At 54.6% G+C, this 24,765-nt stretch carries 23 protein-coding genes; 9 read left to right on the plus strand and 14 right to left on the minus strand.

Going from position 1 to position 24,765, the window contains the following annotated elements:
* Positions 1-41 precede the first annotated feature (41 nt).
* From murC to ftsZ, 6 genes are all read left to right on the plus strand, one after another.
* Positions 42-1,523, plus strand: coding sequence for a UDP-N-acetylmuramate--L-alanine ligase (murC, locus tag BMZ14_RS09095; RefSeq protein WP_074796913.1), 1,482 nt, complete (start codon positions 42-44; stop codon positions 1,521-1,523).
* A 12-nt stretch (positions 1,524-1,535) separates the two neighbouring features.
* Positions 1,536-2,528, plus strand: a complete 993-nt coding sequence (gene murB, locus BMZ14_RS09100) for a UDP-N-acetylmuramate dehydrogenase (protein ID WP_074796915.1) — start codon at positions 1,536-1,538, stop codon at positions 2,526-2,528.
* A gap of 37 nt (positions 2,529-2,565) precedes the next feature.
* Positions 2,566-3,486 (plus strand): D-alanine--D-alanine ligase, encoded by a 921-nt coding sequence (locus BMZ14_RS09105; protein WP_074797065.1) that lies wholly within the window; start codon positions 2,566-2,568, stop codon positions 3,484-3,486.
* Complete coding sequence (locus BMZ14_RS09110; RefSeq protein ID WP_074796917.1) at positions 3,476-4,177, plus strand: cell division protein FtsQ/DivIB; 702 nt, start codon at positions 3,476-3,478, stop codon at positions 4,175-4,177. The genes BMZ14_RS09105 and BMZ14_RS09110 overlap by 11 nt, the downstream gene beginning before the upstream one ends.
* A 68-nt stretch (positions 4,178-4,245) precedes the next feature.
* Complete coding sequence (gene ftsA / locus BMZ14_RS09115) at positions 4,246-5,484, plus strand: cell division protein FtsA (protein ID WP_074796919.1); 1,239 nt, start codon at positions 4,246-4,248, stop codon at positions 5,482-5,484.
* 98 nt (positions 5,485-5,582) lie between these two features.
* Complete coding sequence (gene ftsZ / locus BMZ14_RS09120) at positions 5,583-6,749, plus strand: cell division protein FtsZ (RefSeq protein ID WP_074796921.1); 1,167 nt, start codon at positions 5,583-5,585, stop codon at positions 6,747-6,749.
* A 257-nt stretch (positions 6,750-7,006) separates the two neighbouring features.
* Here ftsZ and BMZ14_RS09130 read toward each other — a convergent pair whose 3' ends face one another.
* Entirely contained in the window at positions 7,007-7,492 is a 486-nt protein-coding gene (locus tag BMZ14_RS09130; protein ID WP_074796925.1) for a DciA family protein, read from the minus strand.
* A gap of 34 nt (positions 7,493-7,526) precedes the next feature.
* Between BMZ14_RS09130 and BMZ14_RS09135 the strand changes: the two genes are divergently transcribed.
* Both BMZ14_RS09135 and secA read left to right on the plus strand, forming a co-directional pair.
* Positions 7,527-8,444, plus strand: a complete 918-nt coding sequence (locus BMZ14_RS09135) for a M23 family metallopeptidase (RefSeq protein WP_074796927.1) — start codon at positions 7,527-7,529, stop codon at positions 8,442-8,444.
* Between the two features lie 87 nt (positions 8,445-8,531).
* On the plus strand, positions 8,532-11,285 hold the full coding sequence (secA, locus tag BMZ14_RS09140; protein ID WP_074796929.1) for a preprotein translocase subunit SecA: 2,754 nt from the start codon (positions 8,532-8,534) through the stop codon (positions 11,283-11,285).
* A 362-nt stretch (positions 11,286-11,647) separates the two neighbouring features.
* Here secA and BMZ14_RS09145 read toward each other — a convergent pair whose 3' ends face one another.
* From BMZ14_RS09145 to BMZ14_RS09175, 7 genes are all read right to left on the minus strand, one after another.
* Positions 11,648-12,205: a cytochrome P460 family protein gene (locus tag BMZ14_RS09145; protein ID WP_074796931.1), complete on the minus strand. Its 558-nt coding sequence runs from the start codon at positions 12,203-12,205 to the stop codon at positions 11,648-11,650.
* A 295-nt stretch (positions 12,206-12,500) separates the two neighbouring features.
* The gene (locus BMZ14_RS09150; protein WP_074796933.1) at positions 12,501-14,771 is read right to left on the minus strand and encodes a M3 family metallopeptidase; all 2,271 of its coding nucleotides are present in this window, start codon (positions 14,769-14,771) and stop codon (positions 12,501-12,503) included.
* 63 nt (positions 14,772-14,834) lie between these two features.
* Positions 14,835-16,112, minus strand: a complete 1,278-nt coding sequence (locus BMZ14_RS09155; RefSeq protein WP_074796934.1) for a dihydroorotase — start codon at positions 16,110-16,112, stop codon at positions 14,835-14,837.
* A 6-nt stretch (positions 16,113-16,118) separates the two neighbouring features.
* Positions 16,119-17,069: an aspartate carbamoyltransferase catalytic subunit gene (locus BMZ14_RS09160; RefSeq protein WP_074796936.1), complete on the minus strand. Its 951-nt coding sequence runs from the start codon at positions 17,067-17,069 to the stop codon at positions 16,119-16,121.
* Positions 17,062-17,571, minus strand: coding sequence for a bifunctional pyr operon transcriptional regulator/uracil phosphoribosyltransferase PyrR (gene pyrR / locus BMZ14_RS09165; protein WP_074796938.1), 510 nt, complete (start codon positions 17,569-17,571; stop codon positions 17,062-17,064). The genes BMZ14_RS09160 and pyrR overlap by 8 nt, the downstream gene beginning before the upstream one ends.
* Positions 17,558-18,016, minus strand: a complete 459-nt coding sequence (ruvX, locus tag BMZ14_RS09170; RefSeq protein WP_256208528.1) for a Holliday junction resolvase RuvX — start codon at positions 18,014-18,016, stop codon at positions 17,558-17,560. Before ruvX ends, pyrR begins: the two co-directional genes overlap by 14 nt.
* A 62-nt stretch (positions 18,017-18,078) precedes the next feature.
* Positions 18,079-18,639 carry a YqgE/AlgH family protein gene (locus BMZ14_RS09175; RefSeq protein ID WP_074796940.1) on the minus strand — a complete coding sequence of 187 codons (561 nt, stop codon included), beginning with the start codon at positions 18,637-18,639 and terminating at the stop codon, positions 18,079-18,081.
* Between the two features lie 273 nt (positions 18,640-18,912).
* Between BMZ14_RS09175 and BMZ14_RS09180 the strand changes: the two genes are divergently transcribed.
* Positions 18,913-19,377 (plus strand): sodium:proline symporter, encoded by a 465-nt coding sequence (locus BMZ14_RS09180; protein ID WP_074796942.1) that lies wholly within the window; start codon positions 18,913-18,915, stop codon positions 19,375-19,377.
* On the opposite strand, the gene BMZ14_RS09185 is transcribed toward BMZ14_RS09180, so the two are convergent.
* From BMZ14_RS09185 to fumC, 6 genes are all read right to left on the minus strand, one after another.
* The gene (locus BMZ14_RS09185) at positions 19,365-19,814 is read right to left on the minus strand and encodes a hypothetical protein (protein ID WP_074796944.1); all 450 of its coding nucleotides are present in this window, start codon (positions 19,812-19,814) and stop codon (positions 19,365-19,367) included. The two genes, BMZ14_RS09180 and BMZ14_RS09185, sit on opposite strands and share 13 nt — an antisense overlap.
* A gap of 308 nt (positions 19,815-20,122) precedes the next feature.
* A complete protein-coding gene (locus tag BMZ14_RS09190; RefSeq protein ID WP_074796946.1) occupies positions 20,123-20,641 on the minus strand; it encodes a pilin in 519 nt (172 codons plus the stop codon).
* Between the two features lie 25 nt (positions 20,642-20,666).
* Positions 20,667-21,092 carry a universal stress protein gene (locus BMZ14_RS09195; RefSeq protein WP_074796948.1) on the minus strand — a complete coding sequence of 142 codons (426 nt, stop codon included), beginning with the start codon at positions 21,090-21,092 and terminating at the stop codon, positions 20,667-20,669.
* 38 nt (positions 21,093-21,130) lie between these two features.
* Positions 21,131-21,853, minus strand: a complete 723-nt coding sequence (locus BMZ14_RS09200; RefSeq protein ID WP_074796950.1) for a TerC family protein — start codon at positions 21,851-21,853, stop codon at positions 21,131-21,133.
* A 98-nt stretch (positions 21,854-21,951) separates the two neighbouring features.
* Entirely contained in the window at positions 21,952-23,109 is a 1,158-nt protein-coding gene (locus BMZ14_RS09205; protein ID WP_074796952.1) for a patatin-like phospholipase family protein, read from the minus strand.
* A 180-nt stretch (positions 23,110-23,289) separates the two neighbouring features.
* The gene (gene fumC, locus BMZ14_RS09210) at positions 23,290-24,687 is read right to left on the minus strand and encodes a class II fumarate hydratase (protein WP_074796954.1); all 1,398 of its coding nucleotides are present in this window, start codon (positions 24,685-24,687) and stop codon (positions 23,290-23,292) included.
* Positions 24,688-24,765 lie beyond the last annotated feature (78 nt).

Consider the following 24,765-nt stretch of genomic DNA (forward strand, 5'->3'; position numbering starts at 1 on the left):
TCAATTATGTTGTTGCGCTTCACGATTTACACGTTGCGAATATGAAACATAAGGTCAAACGCGTTCACTTTGTTGGCATCGGGGGCTCGGGCATGAGCGGCATCGCCGAAGTACTGCTTAATCTGGGTTATCAGGTCAGCGGCTCTGATCTGACAGCTACCGCTATTACCCGGCGTTTGAAGAAACTGGGTGCGATCGTTCATGTTGGCCACGCGAGCAGTCACATCGCCTTTGCCGACGCGGTGGTTACTTCCACGGCGATCAGGCCTGACAACCCGGAGGTGGTCGCGGCCCGGGAGAGTAATGTTCCGGTTGTCCCGCGCGCCATCATGCTGGCGGAATTGCTGAGACTACGCCAAGGAATCGCCATTGCCGGCACCCATGGCAAGACCACTACCACCAGCTTGATCGCCAGCATTTTAGCCGAAGCCGATATGGATCCGACATTCGTTATCGGTGGCAGGCTGGAGGCCGCAGGTTCTCACGCGAAGCTGGGCCGTGGTGAATTCATCGTCGTCGAGGCCGACGAATCCGACGCCTCGTTTCTCTATTTGCAGCCCGTGCTGGCAGTGGTAACCAATATAGATGTGGATCATATGGAAACCTACGGCCACGATTTCAGCAAGCTCAAGCAGGCATTCGTCGATTTTGTGCAGCACCTGCCTTTTTACGGTATGGCGGTGCTGTGCGTGGATGACGCGAGCGTGCGTGAAATCATGCCCGCCATCACCAAGCCCATCACGACCTATGGCTTATCCGACACCGCCCAGGTTCGAGCCGCCGATATCCGCCACAGCGAAGGAAAAATGCATTTTACGGCTTTGATAGGAGTCAACGGCAGGACGCGCAAGCTCAAAATTACGCTAAATCTGCCCGGTTTGCACAACGTGCAAAATGCGCTGGCCGCCATTGCCGTATGCAACGAGGTAGGGCTACCGGACGCAGCCATAGTTCGGGCCTTGGCAGGCTTCAGGGGCGTGGATCGGCGTTTTCAACGCTACGGTGAAATTGATCTGGCGGCCGATGGAAGCGGCATCAGGGACGGAAAGTTCACGCTGATCGACGACTACGGTCATCATCCGGTGGAGATGGCGGCCACCATTGCAGCCGCGCGGGGCGCGTTTCCCGACCGCCGTCTTGTACTGGCGTTTCAGCCACATCGCTATACCCGCACACGCGACTTGTTCGAGGATTTCGTCAAAGTTTTATCAACTGTCGATGTGCTGTTATTGAACGAGGTTTATCCGGCAGGCGAAGCGCCTCTGGTTGCCGCGGATAGCAAGGCGCTGGCGCGCGCGCTGAGAGTGCTGGGTAAAGTAGAGCCGATCTTTGTGGAGACAGTGGACGAGTTGCCCGCCGCCATCCAGGGCGTGGCACAGGACAACGACGTGGTGCTGGTGATGGGTGCGGGATCGGTGGGAAGCGTGGCGCCTAATCTTTTAAAGGGAACTCAGGTTGAGCAGGCTGGGCCGGTAATCGAAGGAAGTCGAAAGCATTCGGACTCGCGGCAGAAGATCAGCTAACAGGATGCACGGATGGATATGTCGGAAATTACGTTGACCCATGACTTGCACACCCTGCGCGGTGAAATGCGTGTGAATCAGCCGATGAAAAAATACACGTCCTGGCGCGCCGGGGGAGAGGCCGAGCGTCTCTATCTACCTGCTGATCTGACCGATCTTGTCGAGTTTATGCAAGTTTCGCCGCCGGATGAGCCGGTATATGTAGTGGGACTTGGCAGTAATCTGCTTGTACGGGACGGAGGATTGCGAGGCACGGTGGTGATCCTGCATGCGCGGCTTAACGATCTCCGGTTGGAGCAACTGAAGGAGGGGGTCGTATTGATATATGCGGGAGCCGGAGTGGCGTGCGCGAAGGTTGCGCGATTCGCCGCCATGCACGGCATGGCCGGGGCGGAGTTTCTGGCGGGCATTCCCGGCACGGTGGGGGGAGCACTGGCGATGAATGCGGGTTGTTACGGGGTAGAAACCTGGGAAATCGTCGAACGGGTACAAACGCTCGACCGTACGGGGCATCTGCGTGAACGCATAGTGGAAGATTACGAGATCGGCTACCGGCATGTGGCGTTGAAGGCCGAGGCGTTTACCCCGGTCAAGGAGCAGAAAACCGGATTTGTCATCAACGAGGAATGGTTTGCAGGCGGGTACTTCAAACTGATGAGCGGCGAAGAGGCGGCGTCGCGCCGGAAGATCAAGGATCTGCTCGACCGGCGTATCAGTAGCCAGCCATTGAATCTGCCCAATGCGGGATCGGTGTTTCGCAACCCACCCGGCGACTCGGCCGCGCGGCTCATCGAATCATGCGGATTGAAGGGTATGCGTATTGGTGGCGCGATGGTCTCGCCCAAGCATGCAAACTTTATCGTGAATACCGGTGGCGCCGCCGCAGCGGATATTGAAGCAGTCATCACGACCGTACGTAAAACAGTGAAAGAACAAACTGGGATTGAATTGCAACCGGAAATCCGGGTTATCGGCAACCCCCGGATCCATCGAGATTCGCCCTGAATTATATGGTCAAGGAATAGGGCAGGACATGATCAATATGGCAAGAACTCACGATTTTGGCAAAGTCGCCGTTCTCCTGGGCGGCCGCTCGGCTGAGCGCGAGATTTCACTCAAAAGCGGTGAGGCCGTGCTTGATGCACTACGGCGGCAGGGTGTCGATGCCCATCCATTCGATCCGTCTGAACAACCAATGGAAGCCCTTCTGCGGCAGGGATTCAGCTGCGCTCATATTGCGCTGCATGGACGTTACGGCGAAGACGGTACGGTGCAAGGTGCGCTGGAACTGATGGGTCTGCCTTATACCGGTAGCGGCGTATTGTCGAGCGCCCTGGCAATGGATAAATGGCGCACCAAATTACTCTGGCAGGCGACAGGGATCAATACACCCCGTTCCATCTTGCTTGAAGAACAAAGTGACCTGGATGCGGTAATCGACGAGCTCGGCCTGCCGCTGATCGTCAAGCCGTCCCGTGAAGGATCGACCATCGGCTTGACAAAGATAACGGATGCAAGGGAATTGCCGGCGGCATGGAGATTGGCTGCCAGTCACGATTCCATGGTACTGGCGGAGCAATATATCGAGGGCATGGAAGTCACTGTCGCCATTCTCGGCGAGATGACGCTGCCCCTGGTCCGGATTCAGACCGAAAGCGGTTTGTATGATTATGAAGCCAAATATGTGTCGCAGCAAACACGCTATTTTTGCCCAAGTGGTTTGTCCGCTCCCGAGGAGCGCGCGATCCAGGCGCAGGCGCTGCAGGCGCACAAGGTTTTAGGTTGCGAGGGATGGGGAAGAGTGGACGCGATACTGGATAAATCCAGCAAGCCCTATTTTCTTGAAACCAACACGTCGCCCGGCATGACCGGCCACAGCCTGGTGCCAATGGCGGCTTGCGCGGCGGGAATAACATTTGACGAGCTGGTGGTGCGGATCCTGGAGCTGGCGCATGTGGGATAACCATCAGTCGCTGGACTTGGTGGCGAACTGGCTATTTGCGCTGGCGGCTGTGATGGCGATCTACCTCATCAGCTATTGGGTAATTCATCTGCCCGCGTTTCCGCTACAGGAAATGAATATTCGCGGTAGCAATAGTGATGGCCGCTTGGGGCACGTGACGCGGGAACAAATCGACGGCGTGGTGCGCAGCGAAGAAATGGGGAATTTTCTTACAGTTGATCTGGAAGCGACCCGTAAAGCTTTTGACAAGCTCCCGTGGGTGAGCGCGGTAAGTGTTCGTCGTATCTGGCCACGAGGTCTGGAAGTAACGCTGGAGGAGCATGTGGCGCTGGCGCGCTGGGGCAGCGATGCATTGGTAAGTACGCACGGCGAAATATTCAATGCTGCGTCGGATGAGAGATTGCCTGTATTTGAGGGTCCGCCGGAAAGCTCGGGTGAAATGGTCAGGCAGTATGACGTGTTTAACAAACTACTGGCGCCGCTGGAACTGAGCATTGGGCACATGAGCCTTTCTCCCCGCCGCGCGTGGAGGGTCCATTTAAATAGCGGACTCGTACTGGAGCTTGGCCGCGAGCAGGTGGAAGCGCGGCTGGCGCGGTTCGTGCTGCTGCACGACCGGAGCGTGGCGCAATTGAACCAGAGATTGAGTTATGTGGATTTGCGTTATCCCGGCGGTTTTGCTGCGCGGTGAGCAACGATGCGGTAAGAAAGAACAGGGTGTGTTCTGAAAAGATCGCGAGATCAAGGGCCGGTAGGTAGATGAATAGAAGTAATGAAACAAAGAATCTGATCGTCGGCCTCGATATCGGGACGTCGAAGATCATTGCCATCGTCGCCGAGGTGAAGCCCGAAGGGGGGTATGACGTGATCGGCATGGGTAGCAACCCTTCGCGCGGCCTGAAGAAAGGCGTGGTCGTCAACATCGAGACAACAGTAAACGCAATCCAGCGTGCGCTGGAAGAAGCCGAATTGATGGCCGACTGCAAAATTCGTGAAGTTTATACCGGCATCGCGGGTAGCCATATCAAGAGTTTCAATTCGCACGGAATGGTTGCCATCAAGGACAAGGAGGTGTCCCGGCTGGATGTGGAGCGCGTGATGGAAACCGCCAAGGCGGTGAACATCCTGAACGACCAGCAGGTCCTGCATGTCCTCAATCAGGAATTCATCATTGATGGCCAGGAGGACGTGCGCGAGCCCATCGGCATGAGCGGGATACGGCTGGAAGTAAAGGTTCATATCGTCACCGGCGCGGTATCGGCAGCGCAAAATATCATGAAGTGCGTGCGCCGATGCGGGCTGGAGGTGCGTGATCTGGTGTTGCAGCCACTGGCCTCGGCAATGGCGGTGCTGTCCGAGGATGAAAAAGACCTGGGCGTGTGCCTGGTGGATATCGGTGGTGGCACGACCGATATTGCGGTATTTACTCATGGCGCCATTCGCCACACTGCGGTGATCCCGATTGCCGGGGACCAGATCACCAATGATATCGCCATGGCGCTTCGTACCCCTACCAAGGATGCCGAGGACATCAAATGCCGGTACGGCTGCGCGTTGCGGGACATGGCTGACCCGCACGAAATGGTGGAAGTGGCAGGTGTGGGTGATCGCGGTACACGCCAGCTTTCGCGACAGACACTGGCTGAGGTGATCGAGCCGCGGGCGGAAGAGCTTTATTCGCTGGTTCAGGCTGAACTGCGCCGTAGCGGTTTTGAAGAGTTGCTGTCGTCGGGAATCGTCATTACCGGCGGCAGCAGCTCGCTGCAAGGCATGGTGGAACTGGGCGAAGAGATATTCCACATGCCGGTGAGATTGGGCCTGCCCAATTACCGCGGCAGCCTGGAAGAAGTGGTGCTTACGCCACGATGTTCTACCGGTATTGGTTTGATTCTGGCCGGCATGGAGCAGCTTCAAAGACAGCAGCATACCAGGCTGCAGGGCAATTCGTTCAAGCGGATTCTGGAAAGGATGAAGAGCTGGTTTCAGGTAAATTTTTGAGCACCTGCTTTCCCGGCGCCTCTAAAGGGAAAGCAGTTCCAGAAGCGAAAAGTCGTAAATAAACAAGTTGTTGTTTCAACCCACAAAGGAGAAGCGCTATGTTCGAAATCATGGAAACACAAACACAGGACGCCGTTATCAAGGTCATCGGCGTCGGCGGGTGCGGTGGTAACGCCGTGGATCACATGATCCTGAACGGGGTGCAAGGCGTTGAATTCATTTGCGCCAACACGGACTCACAGGCGTTGAAGCGGAATCAGGCCAGCACGCTGCTGCAAATGGGATCTGCCATCACAAAGGGATTGGGCGCCGGCGCGGACCCTGACATTGGACGCAACGCGGCGCTCGAAGACCGTGACCGGATCGCCGAATTGATTGACGGTGCCGACATGTTGTTCATTACCGCCGGAATGGGCGGCGGCACAGGAACCGGGGCCGCGCCGGTGGTGGCGCAGGTGGCAAAGGAAATGGGCATTCTTACCGTGGCAGTCGTTACCAAGCCCTTTTCTTTTGAAGGGCGACGCCTCAAGGCGGCTCAGGCGGGAATGGAGGCGCTATCGCAATACGTCGATTCGTTGATCGTGATTCCAAACGACAAATTGATGCTGGTCCTCGGCGAAGATGTCAGCATGCTTGACGCATTCAAGGCCGCCAATAACGTTCTCTACGGCGCGGTGGCAGGAATCGCGGAAGTTATTAATTGCCCGGGCCTTGTCAACGTTGATTTTGCCGACGTAAAAACCGTGATGTCGGAAATGGGCATGGCAATGATGGGCTCAGCGTTTGCTTCCGGTGCAAATCGTGCGCGCGCGGCGGCGGAACAGGCAGTTGCGAGTCCATTGCTGGAAGACGTCAACCTTGCCGGCGCGCGGGGAGTGCTGGTAAATATTACCGCCAGTTCAGCGATGAAGATGCGTGAAGTACATGAAGTGATGAGCACCATCAAGGATTTTACCGCCGAAGATGCTACCGTGATAGTGGGAACGGTGCTCGATGAGAGCATGGAGGAAAACCTGCGGGTGACGATGGTGGCAACGGGACTTGGCGGTGTAGTCAACCGCACGCAACCCAAGCCGATGAGCGTCATCCAGATGCGCAACGGGACGGACAATACCGTGTTCGCCGATGGTATCAACTGGAAGGATCTGGATGCGCCTGCCGCAATGCGCACAAACAGACGGCGAGATGCAACCATTGAAGCGATGAAAAAATCCGGCGTGGATGTGCTCGATATCCCGGCGTTTCTGAGGAAACAGGCGGATTGAGTATTTTCTATTAATCAAACCGCCATCCCGGGGTAAGAATTTCGGGAAGCAGCAGCTCCTTGATGCACGGGGGTCGCTTTAGCGGAGTCCACCTGATAGTTATCAGGAAAGGGATGTACTGAATATTGTCGCGCCCGGCAGACGCACAGCCATTGTTCATTCCCCGGAAACGGAAGTTGCAGCGCCTGCCGTTCGGCAGTGTCGCGCTTGCATTTCTGCGTTCCATTGCTATTGCAAGTGCTGCCCTATATCCCCGTTCACTGTGTATCCGAGTCGGAGTGATTCCTACCGGATCTTCCCATTCGCTGTTTTTTCAGTAATGATTCGATTGCCGTTTTCAACGGTGATTGAGGCAACTCCATGGCCAGATCATTAAGGCTTTCCATGCCGGCGGGACCTATTTTGGGTTTTTTGCCGGATATCCCGTGTGCTCGATTATTACGGTAATTTGCTTGCACCGTAATTCGAATTGCAGTAACCTCGTAGCCCATCGCGTGGAATTTTAATAATAAGGAAGGCACCGTTTGCCTGAGCTTTGCCGCAATCGCGCCGTTATCTGCGCAGATTGTCAGGTTTCCTTCAGAAAATCCGCCTGAAACGCAACGTTGGGCCAGTTGAGGCGGCGCGATTTTTACGAATGCCTGATGCATGGCAGTTAGCAGGTCCGCATGGCTGAACAGGCGTTGATGCTCTGGTGTCAGCCTCATGGCTCCGAGATAAAAATTGATCTTGCGTGCGGTCATGGGGCAGTGGCTGAACGATAATTAAGGGAATGAGATGAATGTTATTCTAATTTCCAACAACTTGCCAAAAGCGAAAACCTTGACCTTGACAGGCACGCATCTGGTGCTTCTGGCTGCGGGATTTTTTCTGGCTTCTGTGTTACTGGCAATAGGTCTGAACTATCTTTCCCTCCGTTATGCGGACAAGATTGACAGCCCCTCCCTGAGATCGCTGGTTTTAAGCGTGCAACAGGAAGAACATCAAAAAACCCAGTCGTATTTGCGCGATAGCCTTAACGCAATGGCGGTGAGAATGGGCCAGATGCAAGCCCAACTATTGCGGCTCGATTCCGTAGGCGCCCGCCTCGCGGAGCTATCCGGTATCAAACCCCAGGAATTTCTATTCAATCAAAGCCCGGGACAGGGGGGAACGCTATCCACTCTGCCGTCCCAGGATATATCCTTCGCGGAGTTTAACCATAGAATCCAGGAATTGTCGTACATGCTGGATGACAGGACGGACAAGCTTGGCGCGCTGGATTCCATGATGATGCAGGACAGACTCAAAAAAAAGATGCTGCCGTCCGTTATGCCCGTGAACACCAAGTGGTACTCCTCCGGCTTCGGGGTTCGCATCGATCCTTTTTCGGGTAAACGCGTTTTTCACGAAGGGGTTGATTTTTCTGCTGCCATAGGAACGCCTATTGTGGCGGCAGCAGGTGGGGTGGTAGTGTATTCCGATCACCACCCTGAATATGGTAATATGATCGATGTCGACCACGGCAATGATTTCGTCAGTCGCTATGCTCATGCTTCCAAGCGACTGGTCAAGCTGGGCCAGGTTGTAGTGCGGGGGCAGAAGATTGCAGAAGTGGGCAGCACCGGCCGTTCGACCGGCCCGCATCTGCATTTTGAAGTCAGACACAAGGGCTCGCCGCAAAATCCATCGCGATTCTTGAAAATGCCCGGTTGAGCCGGACCAACACTCTGCAGCGGGGGTGAGGCCAAAAACCTCACCCCTTATTTTTTGGACGCCGCTTAATAGAATTCTCGATATTTCATGCTCAATAATCTGCTTAAGAAAGTCTTCGGAAGCCGTAATGACAGGCTGATCAAGCAATATTTCCAAACCGTCGGGGTGATCAACGGGCTGGAAGCAAAAATTGAGGCGCTTACCGACGCCGAACTACGGGCGAAAACTGACGAGTTCAAACAACGTGTTGCCGGCGGAGCCACTCTGAACGAGTTGCTGCCCGAGGCGTTTGCGGTGGTGCGCGAAGCCGCCAAGCGGACGCTTGGAATGCGCCATTTCGATGTGCAATTGATTGGCGGGATGGTGTTGCACAGTGGCAAGATTGCCGAGATGCGAACCGGCGAAGGTAAGACATTGATGGCCACTTTGCCTGCATATCTGAATGCGCTGGCGGACAAGGGTGTTCACCTCGTTACCGTGAATGACTATCTGGCAAAACGGGACGCCGAGTGGATGGGGCGTATTTATGAGTTCCTCGGTACCAGCGTTGGCGTAATCCTTTCGCAGATGGATCATGCTGACAAGCAGGCCGCCTACGCTGCGGACATAACTTATGGCACCAATAACGAATACGGTTTCGATTACCTGCGCGACAACATGGTGAATCACCCCGGCGAGCGCGTACAACGTGTGCTCAATTATGCCATCGTTGACGAGGTGGACTCCATTCTCATTGACGAGGCGCGCACACCGCTGATTATTTCCGGTCAGGCCGAAGGCAATACCGAGGTTTATGTGCGCATGAATGCATTGATTCCGAAACTGGTCCGGCAGGAAACAGAGAAAAGCGAGGGTGACTTCAGCGTGGATGAGAAGGCTCAGCAGGTGCTGCTGAGCGAGGCAGGTTTCGAGCATGCGGAAGAATTGCTTGCCCAGGCCGGATTGCTTTCTCCGGGAACCAGCCTCTACGATCCCGCCAACATCAGCCTTGTCCATCATCTGTACGCTGGTTTGCGCGCCCACGCATTATTTCTCCGCGACCAGCACTACGTGGTACAGAACGGGGAAGTGGTCATAGTCGACGAATTTACGGGACGGCTGATGTCCGGCAGGCGCTGGTCGGAAGGACTGCATCAGGCGGTGGAAGCGAAAGAGGGTGTTCCGATTCAGAAAGAGAACCAGACGCTCGCCTCGATTACCTTCCAGAACTATTTCCGCATGTACCAAAAGCTGGGTGGCATGACGGGCACCGCTGACACGGAGGCTTTCGAGTTTCAGCAGATCTACGGACTGGAAACGGTCATCATTCCGACCCATCGCCCAATGGTCCGCAATGATCGTATGGATCAGGTGTTTCGTACCATGGGCGAGAAGAACCGCGCAATCGTTGAGGACATCAAAGACTGTTACGAGAGAGGACAACCTGTTCTGGTTGGAACGACCTCTATCGAGAACAATGAATTGCTGTCCCAGTTGCTGGACCGCGAGAAGCTTTCGCATCAGGTGCTGAACGCAAAACAGCATGCAAGAGAAGCTGAAATTGTCGCTCAGGCCGGACGTCCGAAAATGATCACCATCGCTACCAACATGGCGGGGCGAGGGACCGATATTGTGCTGGGTGGCAATCTGGAACCCGAGCTTGAGCGCGTTCGATCCGACGAAAGCATGAGCGAGCAGGCCAAACTTGAACGTATCGCGGAATTGCAGGAGCAATGGAAGCTGCTGCATGATGAAGTGCTGAAATTTGGTGGATTACATATTATTGGCACAGAACGGCACGAATCCCGCCGGGTGGACAACCAGTTGCGAGGCCGCGCCGGGCGTCAGGGCGACCCCGGGTCAAGCCGTTTTTATCTTTCGCTCGAAGATCCGCTCCTGCGTATCTTCGCATCGGATCGCGTGGCAAGCATCATGCAGAAGCTCAATATGCCCGAGGGAGAGGCCATTGAGCACCCTTGGGTTACCCGGGCCATTGAAAACGCTCAGCGCAAGGTCGAAGCCCGCAACTTCGATATACGCAAGCAATTGCTGGAATATGATGATGTCGCCAACGATCAGCGTAAGGTAATTTATCAGCAGCGCACTGAACTTCTCGAGTCGGAAGATATTTCGGAGACGATTACCGCGATGCGCGGCGACGTGCTGAGTAGTCTCGTCACCACGTACGTTCCGCCGCAGAGCGTGGAAGAGCAGTGGGACATACCGGGGCTGGAGAAGGCAATGGCCGCTGAATATCAGCTGCCATTGCCGCTACAGGAGTGGCTGGAGAAGGAGCCCGACTTGCAAGAGGAAAGTCTCCACCAGCGGATTATCGAGGCTGCGGGGGAACTTTATTCAGGGAAAGTCGATCAGGTGGGAACGAGCGTCATGCATCAGTACGAGCGCGCTGTCATGCTGCAAAGCCTCGATACCCACTGGCGCGAGCATCTCGCGGCGCTGGATCATCTGCGCCAGGGCATCCATTTACGTGGTTATGCGCAGAAAAACCCAAAACAGGAATACAAACGGGAGGCTTTTGAACTATTCGGCGCCATGCTTGAGGAGATCAAGTCGGAAGTAACCAGAACACTCATGACGGTGCAGATAAGAAGCCAGCAGCAGGTGGAAGCAGTGGCGGAAACACAGCACTCACCGATAAACGTACAGTATCATCATGCGGCTTTCGAAGAAGCACTGGGTGAAGAGGAACAAGTCGAAGGCCGCGAGACGGGCGAAGAGGTCCAGGATCGCGCGGAGAAGCATCAGCCATTTGTGCGTCACGGGGAGAAAATCGGCCGTAACGATCCATGCCCCTGCGGATCAGGCAAAAAATATAAACAATGCCACGGTAAGCTCAGCTAGATTAGCTTCGCACGCCTGTATTGGAGCAGGTCCCAGGCATCAATCGCTGACAGGATCAAGTTTGTAAGTATTTCGCTCGATCTGTTTTATTCTTCTCAACGCTATGATACAGAGCATGCGGCGTGGTTTGCGAATGCCGGTTATCTTCCTGAGGTCGGAAAAGTCATTCAAAAACTGCTTCTATTTCATCAGAGCTCAGGCTCGACCTGAAGCCGTGCCACGATTCATTCAAGCAGCATGCCCCTTTTCTTTGATTCACGCCGCCACTCCATGGTTATGGGCGTGCCTTGCCGGTCTGGTTGTGGCTGTATTCTTTTCGCTTAACAGCAGACTCCAGCGATATTACTCAGGGCTTACCAGTATCAGTCCGCCCGTTTCTGAAAATACTCGTCATAGCGGAAAATATAGTCCTTGTCTGTCAACGGCAGGTGGCATGCGCGGCAGGTTGCGTAATCATCCGGGGCTTTCGTTTTTCCGTCGGCCATATACATGGAATATACCCAGTCGCCATTCTTGAGCTCTGGCGGCGTGACGCTTTCACCCCAGCCGGGACCCTTGCCCATGACTCCTATTTTCTGCAATTCACCTTTGACAAGTTTACCGTCGGCGCCTTTCAGCGGAGTACCGTCAGCCGCTTCACGGGCTTTGTAAATTTCCATTACAGTAATGGTGCCGTTGGGGAAATTGTCGCCCATCTTGGTGCTGTTGCCAATGGGGTTGATATAAATCTCACGGACTTGCTTGGCATCCGGACGCTGTACGTCAGATAAAAATTTCGGCCAGCTCTTGTATTTTTCGGGTACAGGTAATTCGCCATCACTGAATTTTTCGACCTGAGGGGCCGGGGGCCGCTGCGCGCACGCTGCCAACGCCGTAGCCAGCACAGCAGCCATAATAACCCCGTATGTAAAACGTCTCATCTGATTTCTCCTATGTCGAGCGATGCCAAACATCCGCCATTATCGGCGTTACTGGTATTCTGTCGGCTTGAACTGTAAATGATGCCGGGAATTCTTGATCACTCTCAACTCCCGAAGATTACGCTACTGGGCCTCGAATCTGACGAGGATGAGCAATGCCGATTGCTTGTATACTAACTTCCGAAAGACGTTGTTGCAAGCGTAATGCGGAGGTCATGAACGGAGCGAAGCCCACGGGATTAGCACTTGCGTGCGGCATAAAAGCACCTCCGCAGACATCCGATGTGGAGAATGTTTATGCGGCCGCCATGCCATTATGACGCAGCAATGCATCTATTTTTGGTTCTCGCCCCCGGAAGGCGATGAAGGATTCCAGTGCCGGACGGCTCCCGCCCACCGCAAGAATTTCATTCCGGAAACGGGCGCCGTTTTCGGGACTAATTACCTTTCCAGCAGAGCTTTCCTCAAAAAGACTGTAAGCATCCGCCGATAATACTTCCGCCCACTTGTAGCTGTAATATCCCGCCGCATACCCGCCCCCGAAAATATGTGAAAAGCTGTTGGGAAAGCGATTAAATTTGGGCGGAATAATGACTGCAACCTGCTCACGGATTTCATCCAGCATTTGCTGCGCGGTTTTCTCGCCATTCGGGTCGAAGTCCGAATGCAAATGCATATCGAACAACGCGAATTCTATCTGCCTCAACATTTGCAGCCCGCTCTGAAAATTTTTAGCCGCCAGCATTTTATCGAACAACTCGCGAGGGATGTGCTCGCTATCAGGGGCGGGGAGCGGGGCAGGGCGCGTTTCCCGCAAACTGCTGCCTTGCAGTAACGAGTCAACGCGCCCCGCGGACACGGCATTGGCGGAGCCATCAGGGGCGGGAAGCGGGGCAGGGCGCGTTTCCCGCAAACTCCTGCCTTGCAGTAACGAGTCAACGCGCCCGGTCATATCACGCAGCACTTCCCATTCCCAGCAGAAGTTTTCCATGAACTGGCTGGGCAATTCCACTGCGTCCCATTCCACTCCATGGATACCGGATACGCCCAGGTCCTCCACTTGCGTAAGCAGGTGATGGAGGCCATGGCCAAACTCATGGAATAAGGTGATGACTTCGTCGTGGGTAAACAGCGCTGGTCGAGTTTGACCATCAACGCGGACGGGTGCCGAGAAATTGCAGGTAAGGTATGCTACCGGCGCCTGGATGTGATGCTCTCCGGTTCCTTCAGACCCGCTACGGCGGCGGCTGATGGCATCATCCATCCAGCCGCCGCCGCGCTTGCCGGGCCGAGCATAGAGGTCAAGATAAAATCGGCCGATGAGATTGCCCCCAGTGTCGGTTATATTGAAGAGCTTGGCGTCGGGATGCCAGAGCTGAACATCGACAGCTTCCACGGGCGCGATAACGACGCCATAAAGATTCTCCACCAGTCTGAACATCCCCGGCAGTACGCTCGTTTCCGGAAAGTACTGCTTCACTTCCTGTTCCGAGAATGCATAGCGGTCAAGGCGCAATTTTTCACTTAAGTAAGCCAGATCCCATGCTTCAACGGCTTTCAATTGCAGTTTATCGGCCGCAAATTGACGTAATTCTCGCAGGTCTTGTTCAGCATAAGGTCTGGCCCTGGCCGCCAGTTCGCCGAGGAAATCCAGCACTTGTTTCGGGGTCGACGCCATTTTTGTCGCGAGCGACACTTCGGCGTAGCAATCAAATCCAAGAAGCTGCGCCTCTTCCTTGCGCAGTTGCAGTATTTTAGAGATAAGCGGGGCATTATCCAGATTGGCGGCGCCATTGATCAGAGGAGCGGTGGTCCCCGTCTCACTCGTTCCAATTTCGCTCGCGCGGGTGGAATAGGCCCGATACATTTTTTCGCGCAGCCCCCGGTTGTTCGCATATTGCATGAGCGGTAGATATGAAGGCGCATGCAGGGTAAATTTCCAGCCGGAAAGACCATCCTTTTCTGCAATTTCTCTTGCCGTTTGCAGCACATCGTCTGGAATGCCCGCAAGCTCATCGGCATTCTCCACATGTAAGGCAAATTTATTGGTGGCATCCAGCAGATTGTCATTGAATCTGGAACCGAGCGCCGACAGCTCTTCCTGGATATGGAGAAACCGCTCCTTTTTTTCCGGGGGCAGCTCCGCACCGCCAAGGCGGAAATCCCGCAGCTCGTTCTCGATTATTTTCTTTCTGGCGGAACTCAAGCTTTCGAACTCCTTGCTGTTACGAAGTTGCTTGAATTTCTCGAACAGCGCCTGGTCCTGAGCCAGCTCGGCATAATACTGAGTGATCAGAGAGAGGTTGGCGTTATAAGCCTCGCGCAATTCAGGCGTGTTCACCACAGCATTCAAATGCGAGACCTGTCCCCACGCGCGGTACAACCGCTCGTTGGCGTCCGTCATGGGCTGTACGAAATTCTCCCAGTCTGGCGTGCCTGTATCTTCACGTATGCCATCAATCAGCTTGCGGTTTTCCGCCAGCAGTTGCTGCACTGCCGGGGTGATATGTTCGGTTCTAATATCCGCGAAGCGCGGCAGTCCGGAAAAATCAAGCAGAGGATTCATTATGTTGATCCAGGTAAGTTAAACTCGGGGATGTGGAAACCGGCCTTGCCAGAGCTTATGGCTTTAGCCCTCGTGCACGACGAGGCCGCTCACGAGAGTATATTTTACCCTGCCCTCGAGTTCCATGCCCAGGAAGGGCGTATTCTTGCCTTGGCTTTTAAGCGCCGCCGCATCAACGCGCCAGTATTGGGCGGGGTCGAAAATGCAAAGATCAGCGTCAGCGCCGGGAGACAGGTGACCGGCTTCCACGCCGAGTATGCGGGCTGGTCCCGAAGTAATCCTGGACAGAGCGGCACTCAAGGGAATTTTCATCTCCGCCGCCCATTTCAACGTAAGGGGCAGCAGCAGTTCCAGGCCGGTGGCGCCCGCCTCGGCCTCGGCAAACGGCAACAATTTGGCGTCGTCGTCCACCGGCGCATGATCCGAGCATATCGCATCTATCGTGTCGTCCAGCAGCCCGGCACGCAACGCATCACGATCGCCCAGACTGCGCAGCGGAGGGACGAGATGACAATTGGAATCGAAAAAGCCGATGTCCATTTCGGATAGATGCACATGGTTTGCCGCCACGTCGCAGGTAATGGACAATCCCTGCTGCCGGGCTGCCCTTATCATGGCGACACCTTCCGCGCTGGATATCCGGCACAGGTGCACCTTTGCGCCGGTTTCCTTCGCCATCAAAATGATATTCGACAATGCCACTGTTTCAGCGCATACCGGAACGGCTGGCAAGCCCAATCTTGTGGCTACTTCACCGTCGTGCGCCACCCCTCCGTCCGCAAGGTAGACATCCTGGGGGCGCAACCATACACCGAAGCCGAAGGTGGAGGCGTATTGCATGGCCTGCATCATCACTCGGGTGTTGGGAAGCGGCTTGTCGGACTGGCTAAAAGCGACGCAGCCCGCATCGCGCAACTCGGCCATTTCCGTCAGCCATTCGCCTTTCAAACCCCTGGTCAGCGCGCCGATGGGATAGACGTGGGCCTGATTCAGGCTTCTCGCGCGGTGTTTCAGCATTTCCACCAAGCCGGGCTCATCCAGTACAGGATCGGTATCAGGGGCGCATGCAAGGCTGGTCACGCCGCCGGCTACCGCAGCTCCCATTTCGGATTCGAGCGTAGCCTTGTACTCAAGGCCCGGCTCGCGCAAGCGGGCCGACAAATCCACCAGACCAGGGCATATTATCAAATTTGTTGCGTCTATTTCGCGGTCCGCCTGGAAGCCATGTGGTGGCTCAGTGCCCAGAGCGGCGATTTTCCCGCTTGCGATGAAAACATCCATGACGCCGTCTATGCGGTTCTTCTGATCTATGACACGGCCGTTCCGGATGATTGTTTTCATGTGTTTTCAATTCCCCGCCAGAATCGACATAACAGCCATCCGTACCGCGATCCCGAACGTTACCTGGGGCAGGATCACCGATTGCTTGCCGTCCGCTACGGCGGAATCAATTTCGACCCCGCGGTTCATTGGTCCAGGATGCAATACAATTGCATCGTGCTTCGCGAGCGCCAGCTTCTCCTGAGTGAGTCCGTAATATTTGAAATATTCTTCGGTGCTGGGAAGACGCGCACTCAGCATGCGCTCGTTTTGCAAGCGCAACATCATCAGCACATCCACATCTTTCAACCCTTGCGTCATCTCGTGATACACGTGCACGCCGAGACGTTCAACCTTGGTGGGCAGCAAGGTTTTAGGTGCGATGACCCGCACTTCCGGTACCCCCAGTGTAGTCAGCGCATGGATTTGAGAGCGGGCCACGCGGGAGTGCAGAATATCCCCCACGATAGCTACCCGCAGGTTACGGAAGTCGCTTTTGTAACGGCGGATGGTGAATACGTCCAGCAACGCCTGGGTGGGATGCGCATGGCGGCCGTCACCCGCATTGATGACATGAATCTCCGGACGCATATGACGCGCAATCAGGTGCGCCGCACCGCTTTGCGAATGCCGTACCACGAACATGTCCGCATGCATGGCGGAGAGATTGTCTACGGTATCCAGCAGTGTCTCGCCCTTGGATTGCGAAGACACCGCAATGTTGAGATTGACTACGTCCGCTGATAGTCGCTTTGCCGCTATTTCGAAGGTGGTGCGGGTGCGAGTGCTGGGTTCGAAGAATAGATTGAATATGGATTTGCCGCGCAGTAAGGGGACTTTTTTAACATCGCGTTCCGTAACCCCGACAAAAGACTCGGCGGTGTCCAGGATGTTAAGCAGAATGGGGGCGGGTAGTCCCTCGGTAGTGAGCAGATGCTGCAGTAGGCCGTTCTTGTTCAGTTGCGGATTGTTACTCATTATCCCGACGTCTGTCATACAGGCTCAGGCTCAATTTTCCCTCGACATTTTTTTCAAGTGCCAGCATTTTATCTGACGGCAGATCGAGCACCTTCCCAACATATTGGGCGGCTATCGGAAGTTCCCGATCGCCCCGGTCTACCAGCGCAGCAAGACGGATGCTCGCCGGTCGGCCATAATCGAACAGCTCATTGATGGCGGCACGTATGGTACGCCCGGTATAGAGCACATCGTCCACTAAAATTATGTGGCTTCCTTCTACTTTGAACGGGATATCAGAAGGCCTGATCTGTGGATGAAGCCCGATCTGGCCGAAATCATCGCGATAAAACGAAACATCAAGCGTACCTAAGGGAAGTGAAAGCCCCAAATCCTGGTGAAGCCGTTCCGCCAGCCACACGCCACCCGTGTGGATTCCCACGATTGCGGTACTCGAAGCAAGGTCGTCTCGTACCTGTGCAATCAGGTTGGCCAGCAATTGTTCTGCATCAGGTAGTTGCATTTCGTCTGTCAAAAAAGGTTTGTAATATCAGTTGCGCTGCCATTTGATCCAGCACGGGTTTCTGCTTTTTTCCCGTGATACCCGTTTCCCGCAGCGCCGCGCTGGCGTCAACTGAAGTATAGCGCTCATCCACCAGTTCCGTCTTGATGCCGAAACGGCCTTCGAGACGCCGGGCGAAGCGGCGGCTGCGCCGGCTCATCTCGTGTTCCGTGCCGTCTGCATGAGCAGGCAGGCCCACTACCAGCATGGCCGGTTTCCACTCCTCAATCAGCTGAGCGGTGTTTGCAAAGCATTCGGTCGTATTCGCATTGCGTATCGTGGCAAGAGGATGCGCCAAACCCAGTTCCAGATTACCAACCGCTACGCCGATGCGCTTCTCGCCATAATCGAAAGCCAGAACAGTCCCCGCGAGATGATGCCCGGTATTCTCGGTATTGATGGCCAATTGCCGTATCGGTTTATTTTTGTGACTGAAGTAGCCACCCCCTATGGAATCAGGCGCTGCTTTCAGGAATGCCCTACTTCATCCGACAGGGCGGAGAAATCGACGCCGAGCGAACGCATCGCTGCAATCAACCGCTCCTCAGCCGGCAAATCAAAGATGATGCCTGGCGATGCCGGCACGGTGAGCCAGGCATTCTGCGATAATTCATGCTCTATCTGTCCTGGTGCCCACCCTGAGTAACCTAACGCGACCAATAGCTGTTTTGGACTTTCTCCGCTTGCTATCGCCCGCAAAATATCAAGTGAAGTGGTGAGCCCGATTTCATCATTAACCGCCATGGTCGATTGCCATTCGCCCACAGGTTGATGGAGCACGAAGCCGCGATCCAGTTGTATCGGTCCCCCGAACATGACCGGCAGCCCTCCTACAGTCTCATCATCGGCAGAGATATCGAGTTGATCCAGCAGATCCTTCAGGGTAAGGTCGATAGGTCGATTTACTACCAGACCTAACGCTCCCTGGTCGCTGTGCTCGCAGATGTAGGTTAGCGTCTTGGAAAAGAAAGGATCCGCCATGGCTGGCATGGCCATCAGAAAATGATGGGTCAGATCGACGCTTTGCATGGATGGGCTGATTGCATGCCGCTATTGACTATCCTGGTTTCAAGTTTGTAAGCAGCCGCTCACGGCTCGCGGGCACATTGTTTTGTTGCAGTCCCTCATTCATAAACAAGCCTTTTCGATGAAACAGTGTTGGTTTTTTTGTGAATACCCCAATATGCGTCTATTCTTGTCAAGTCGCTTCGCTAGCATTGTAGAACGAATTCGTTTCGATTAGTGGGTTTTGACAATATGGCGCCGTACGATGTTTAACAGGCTCGATTCTTTTTGTTACGCATGTCGTTGAGTTGGAGCGCAGCGATCTGGGCCGGTATTGTTGCCGGCACCGTCGCCACCGGAGCGCAAATGGTCCTGTGGTGGATATTCACGGATGATTTGCCGGAAATTTTGTATAGGGATGCGCGTTTGACAGCAGCAATACTGATGGGGACGGAAGTTTTACCGCCACCGCCTGCATTCGACTGGAAGGTAATGGCGGTCGCAACCCTTATTCATTTTGCGATTTCAATCGCATACAGCCTGTTGCTGGCTTGTCTGATTTTCCGCCTTGGCCTGGTGCTTGCAGTGCTTGTAGGTTCCCTCTATGGGTTGATTCTATACGCGATAAACATGTACGGGATGACGGTGCTTTTCCCCTGGTTCTCGGTGGCCCGCGATTGGATTACCATAGTTGCGCACGTTGTGTTCGGGGTTTCCCTGGCGAGCACATATAAAGCGCTATCTGGAACTCAGTCCGCGTAACGTAAGAGATTGGAGACCAGCGTACGAAAAGTTTTTTTTGGATCAGGTTCTTTGCCAGGATTCATTTCCGCTTCGGTGCATTTGTCGTCGGTTACCTCAGCGCGGCAAAAGCGGCTATAGTTGTCCCAGTCCCTGTTATAGGCAGGGATATCCTCCTGCGGGATATTGCGTCTAAAGTCTTCAATGATTTCCTGCATTACCGGCAACCGGGCGCAAAGGTAGGTGTCTATGCTTTTAGGCCAATTGGTAGGCTCGGGATACAGACCGGAGAGTGTCGAGAGAATGGCTGAACGGAATTCATCGGCGTCCTCGGCCCGGCGTTTGCGGTTGAACAACTCATAAATTCCAGCGACAACAATCCCTGCGCCTAGCAAGACCAAAGGCCACATGGGCACTAGATTGAAGTATGCTGCTATCTGGTCGGTATATTCGTCCATGTATTTTTTTCCCGTTGTCTTGTTTGAGATGGAACATGCACGTGAGTGCCATAACTCTCTTGTTTACTTTTTCCTTGTTCCTCCGGATTTGAGCCGGGGTCAGATAAGCCAGTGTCAGACAGCGTAAAAATACCGCGGCCGAGAAAAAGTACGATTCTCCCCGGGAGGAGACATGACTGTTTGCCTGATTATAAGCTCTGGCGGGAAGCGGTCAATGCTCCATGAATGATCTCGGCCAGCCGCGTCTCATGGCTTCCTCCTGATACGATTAACTTTCACCCACCATATCGCAAGCGCAATTTGCATCGCTATTTGCAAGATGCGGGACGATGCTGAGGGAGAACGTTGCCTGCAACGAGATCGGGAATACCAGTGACGGGATGGGTATTATCATTGCAAATCCATTCCAAGCTGTCTTTTGTCGCCAGTACCAGCGTTCTTCCAGTGCCGTCGCTCAAAAGCCCGGGACTCACTCCGTTATTCCTGAACATGGCCGTGACCTGAAAACCCTTAGCCAGGGTTCCTGGTGTAAGGCTCGCGACATACTTTCCCGTCCGGACCGTTACAAGGCTGTCGAACTCTGCCTCTGTTGGCCATCTCCCCTTCTCTGAATAGAATTCTGCGATGGGTGCTTTTACGCTATCCAGCAGATTGACCGCTTCCATGACCTGTTCCCGTGCCTGTGAATCCTGGTAAAACTGATATGCCGGGGGAATAGCAATGGTCACGAGGATACCGATAACGGCAAACACCATCATCATTTCGATCAGGGTCAAACCTCTTTGCCCCCTCCCCATTCCGATAAAACGCCTTTGCTTGAAGCTCATGCTATCCAGTACTCTCCGTGAATTATTATTTGATAAGCAGCACCGGTATTGTAGCCAGCTGCATGATCCTGCTGGCTACCGAGCCCAGCAAGATCCCCTTGACTGCGCCAAGCCCACGGGGCCCCATGATTATTTGATCGCAATCAATTTCCTCCGCATAACGCAGAATCATATCCGGCGGAGTCCCCGCCGTGATATGAAACCGGCACGCAATCCCCGCCCTCTCTAGTAACTCGCGCGCTGGCCGAAGCTCTTTCAAGCCTTCTTCCTGGTAATACAGATCAATACTCTCCTTGTCTATGAACATGGGTACATTCCCGCGCAATGGATATTGCACATTCAACAAGTGGATTTCCGGCACTTCCTTATACCAGCCGATCAGTTTGATGAATTCACCAACCGCTTTAACGGATGTGTCCGAGCCATCAACCGGCAACAGGAATTTCAACACACTGTTCTCCTTCAATATCTGATAGCTAATGCGGACAGCTACAGAGGTTTGTTTATATCATCCGCCAGATCGACAGGCGCGGTTTTTGTCTTCGCCCGCGATGCGAACCATCTACCGGTAGTCACGACCAGCAGCGCGCCGCATACGGGGGCAAGCCAATGCAGATAACCAGCGTTCGTATTAACCCACTCTTTGCTCACCGCGTCGGTCACGCTCATATCCCCGGCGATCCAGCCCAGCAGGCCCGCCCCGATAAAGATGGTGATGGGAAAGCGATCCATGAGCTTCATCACCAACTTACTACCCAGTACAATGATGGGCACACTTACTACCAAACCGAAAACGACGAGGCTCAGGCTGTCCCTGGCTGCTCCGGCAATGGCAATCACGTTATCGAGACTCATCACGGCATCGGCAATGATGATAGTCTTGATTGCGCCGAGCAATGTGGTACTTGCGTCGATGTGGTGACCATTATTCGCCGGTTCGGGCTGAAGCAGCCTGGTGCCGATCCACAACAGCAGCACTGCGGCGAGAATTTTCAGGAACGGAATTGCCAGGAGATTAAGGGCAAAGAAAACCAGCACCACGCGCAGGGCAATGGCACCGAATACGCCCCAGAAAATCCCGAGATTACGTTGCTTCTCCGGCAGCCGCCGGCATGCAAGGGCAATGACAACCGCGTTATCGCCGCCCAAAACGATATCGATGGCGATAATCTGGAGTACCGCGACCCAGAATTCCGGACTGGCGACGTCCATAAATAATCTCTGAAAATGAAGTGGCTACTTGAGCGCAGATAAGAAATTCAGCCTTACCGGTTCACTGGATCGCTACCGGGATTATACCAGCGTCCGCCTCACTGCCTTGTGTTGACGCACAGGAACTGCAGAATTTGGGATCTGCGCGGCATGGCGTCCTGATACCCCAGCTCAATCAGTGCGCGGCAGAACGGTTCCTCAAACAGCACATAGCTCAGAAGCGCCGAGCCGTCCCGCCTCATTGCTCCAATCGCACGATAAAAAAGCCGCAAGGTACGCGGTAGCGTATGAGCGTATTGCGCTGCAATCTTGTTGATCTCCACGCTGGGGGAAATTACCATCGATTCGATCCGGCGCAGCTTCACGTCGTTATTTTTCAGCTTCTCGTCGGGGATCATCAGGAGAGTATTGTTGATGCGTTGCAGGCGTTCCAGATCGACGTCAAGACTGTCCAGAAAAATACTGCCCATAACGTGACCTCCTATCTGTGCCAATGTGGGGTAGCTGTCTACTTTCTCTCGTTCAGGCTGCGTTTCGACGGCCTTGCGCACGCCTATCACCAGCACACGGTCCGCGCCCAGATGCAGCGCGGGACTGATAGGTGCGAGCTGGCGCATGGAGCCGTCCCCGAAATATTCACGATTGAGCCTTACAGCGGGAAAAAGGAGGGGAATGGCGGAGGACGCCAGCAGGTGTTCAATCCCGATGCGCGCCGAGAGGCCGATGCGGCGTTCCCGTTTCCAGGGTGCGATGTCATCCGCCCCCTGATAGAACGTAACCGATTGCCCGGACGTATAGCCCCAGGCTGTGATGCCAAGCGCATGCAGGGCTCCCGCGTCTATACTCCGCTGTATGCCGCGAAGCGGCAGACTATGCTTCAGTAGATCGGCAAGCGGCGAATTGTCCAGGAGGGAAACCGCGCTGCGCTTTCCGAGGCTGCCCAGGAGTAGCGAAGCCAGCCAGCGTGCGGCATTTCCGTAGGCGCCAATGGGATCGGAACGATAGGCCTTGCTTACGTGCGCATTCTCCCACACTGTCGATAGCTTCCGAACGCCTTCCTGAAAATTGCGGGCGGAAAGCGCGAGACTGGCGGCATTCAATGCCCCGGCGGAAGTTCCACAAATGACCGGGAAGGGATTGCGCGTCCTTTTGGGCAACATATCAGCGATGGCTCGCAGCACTCCTGCCTGATACGCTGCGCGTGCCCCACCGCCAGTCAATACAAGACCGACCTTGGGCGTCAGCGATGGTTGCATCAGGCTCAAGCGGCCAATGCCGTGCCTGCGTTTCTCGCAGCTAATGCGAGGCTACACAGGATAAAGTCGTTCAGGGTTCGAGAGATTTCGACTGCTCCATAAACTTTGGCTGGATGCCGGAGGACCGGTCCTGACACTATTCCATATCCTAATTCAAACAGAAGATCAGGGACGATAATTTTAATTCTGTTTGCCCGCCCCTGTCATATGCTCCGGCCTTACCCAGTTTTCAAATTGCCCGGCTGTAACATGGCCGGATGCAATCGCCGCCTCTTTCAGCGTTGTTCCCTCGCGATGCGCCTTTTTAGCGATTTCCGCTGCCTTGTCATAGCCGATGTAGGGTGTGAGCGCCGTCACCAGCATCAACGAATTACGCATCAATTCGTCAATGCGATCGACATTGGCGCTTATCCCTTTTGCACAATTATCGTTGAAGCTGATTATTCCATCCCCGAGCAGGCGAACACTTTGCAGAAAATTGTGAATGATTAGCGGTTTCATGACGTTGAGCTCGAAGTTTCCCATCGAACCGCCAAAATTAATCGCTACATCGTTGCCCATCACCTGGCAGCACAGCATCGTCATTGCCTCTGATTGAGTCGGATTGACTTTTCCCGGCATGATGGAGCTGCCCGGTTCGTTTTCCGGGATTTTCAATTCGCCGATGCCACAGCGTGGCCCGGAGGCAAGCCAGCGTATATCATTCGCGACTTTCATCAAGGACGCCGCCAGGGTCTTCAGCGCGCCGTGAGCATGGACCAGCGCATCGTTCGCCGCCAAAGCCTCAAATTTGTTGCGAGCTGTGACAAAGGGCAAGCTCGTCAGTTCCGCCAATTCCGCTGCCACACGCACGGCGAACTCTGGATGGGTATTAAGTCCTGTGCCGACAGCGGTACCGCCCAAGGCAAGTTCATACAGATGCGGAAGCGATGCCTCCATATGCTCCAGGCCGTGGTCCAGTTGTGAAACATAAGCCGAGAATTCCTGTCCTAATGTCAGGGGCGTTGCATCCTGTAAATGGGTACGGCCAATTTTGACGACGCCTGAAAATTCCTCAGCCTTGGCGGCCAGCGTTCCGCGAAGCGCGACGATGGAGGGTATTAACTGATGATTGATCGACTGTGCCGCAGCCACGTGCATGGCGGAAGGAAATACGTCGTTGGATGACTGTCCCTTATTCACCTCATCGTTGGGATGGATCTTGCATTCGTGCCCCCGCCCGCCGCCCAGCAACTCGGAAGCACGATTCGCCAACACCTCGTTCATATTCATGTTGGTCTGGGTTCCCGAGCCCGTCTGCCATACCAGCAAAGGGAATTCCGCATCGTGACAGCCTGAAATCACCTCATCGGCCGCGCGAATGATGGCCGCGGCGTTATCGGGAGCGAGCAGGCCCAGGTCGCAGTTAACGCTTGCCGCTGCACGTTTCACCAGTGCCAGCGCGTGAAGCAGCGCGAGAGGCATCCGTTCGCCGGAAATTCTGAAGTTCTGCAAGGAACGTTGTGTCTGCGCGCCCCATAGGGCAGCGACAGGCACGTGCACCATGCCCATGGTGTCCTGTTCTTCGCGGTAATTCATGGAGACCTTCGATTAGAGAGACGATTGAGGCAGATCAAGGAAGAAGGAAGAAATGGCAAGATGGAAGCCGGTTTTATC

Origin of the sequence: Nitrosospira briensis (assembly GCF_900115125.1) — a bacterium.
GTDB classification, from domain to species: domain Bacteria; phylum Pseudomonadota; class Gammaproteobacteria; order Burkholderiales; family Nitrosomonadaceae; genus Nitrosospira; species Nitrosospira briensis_A.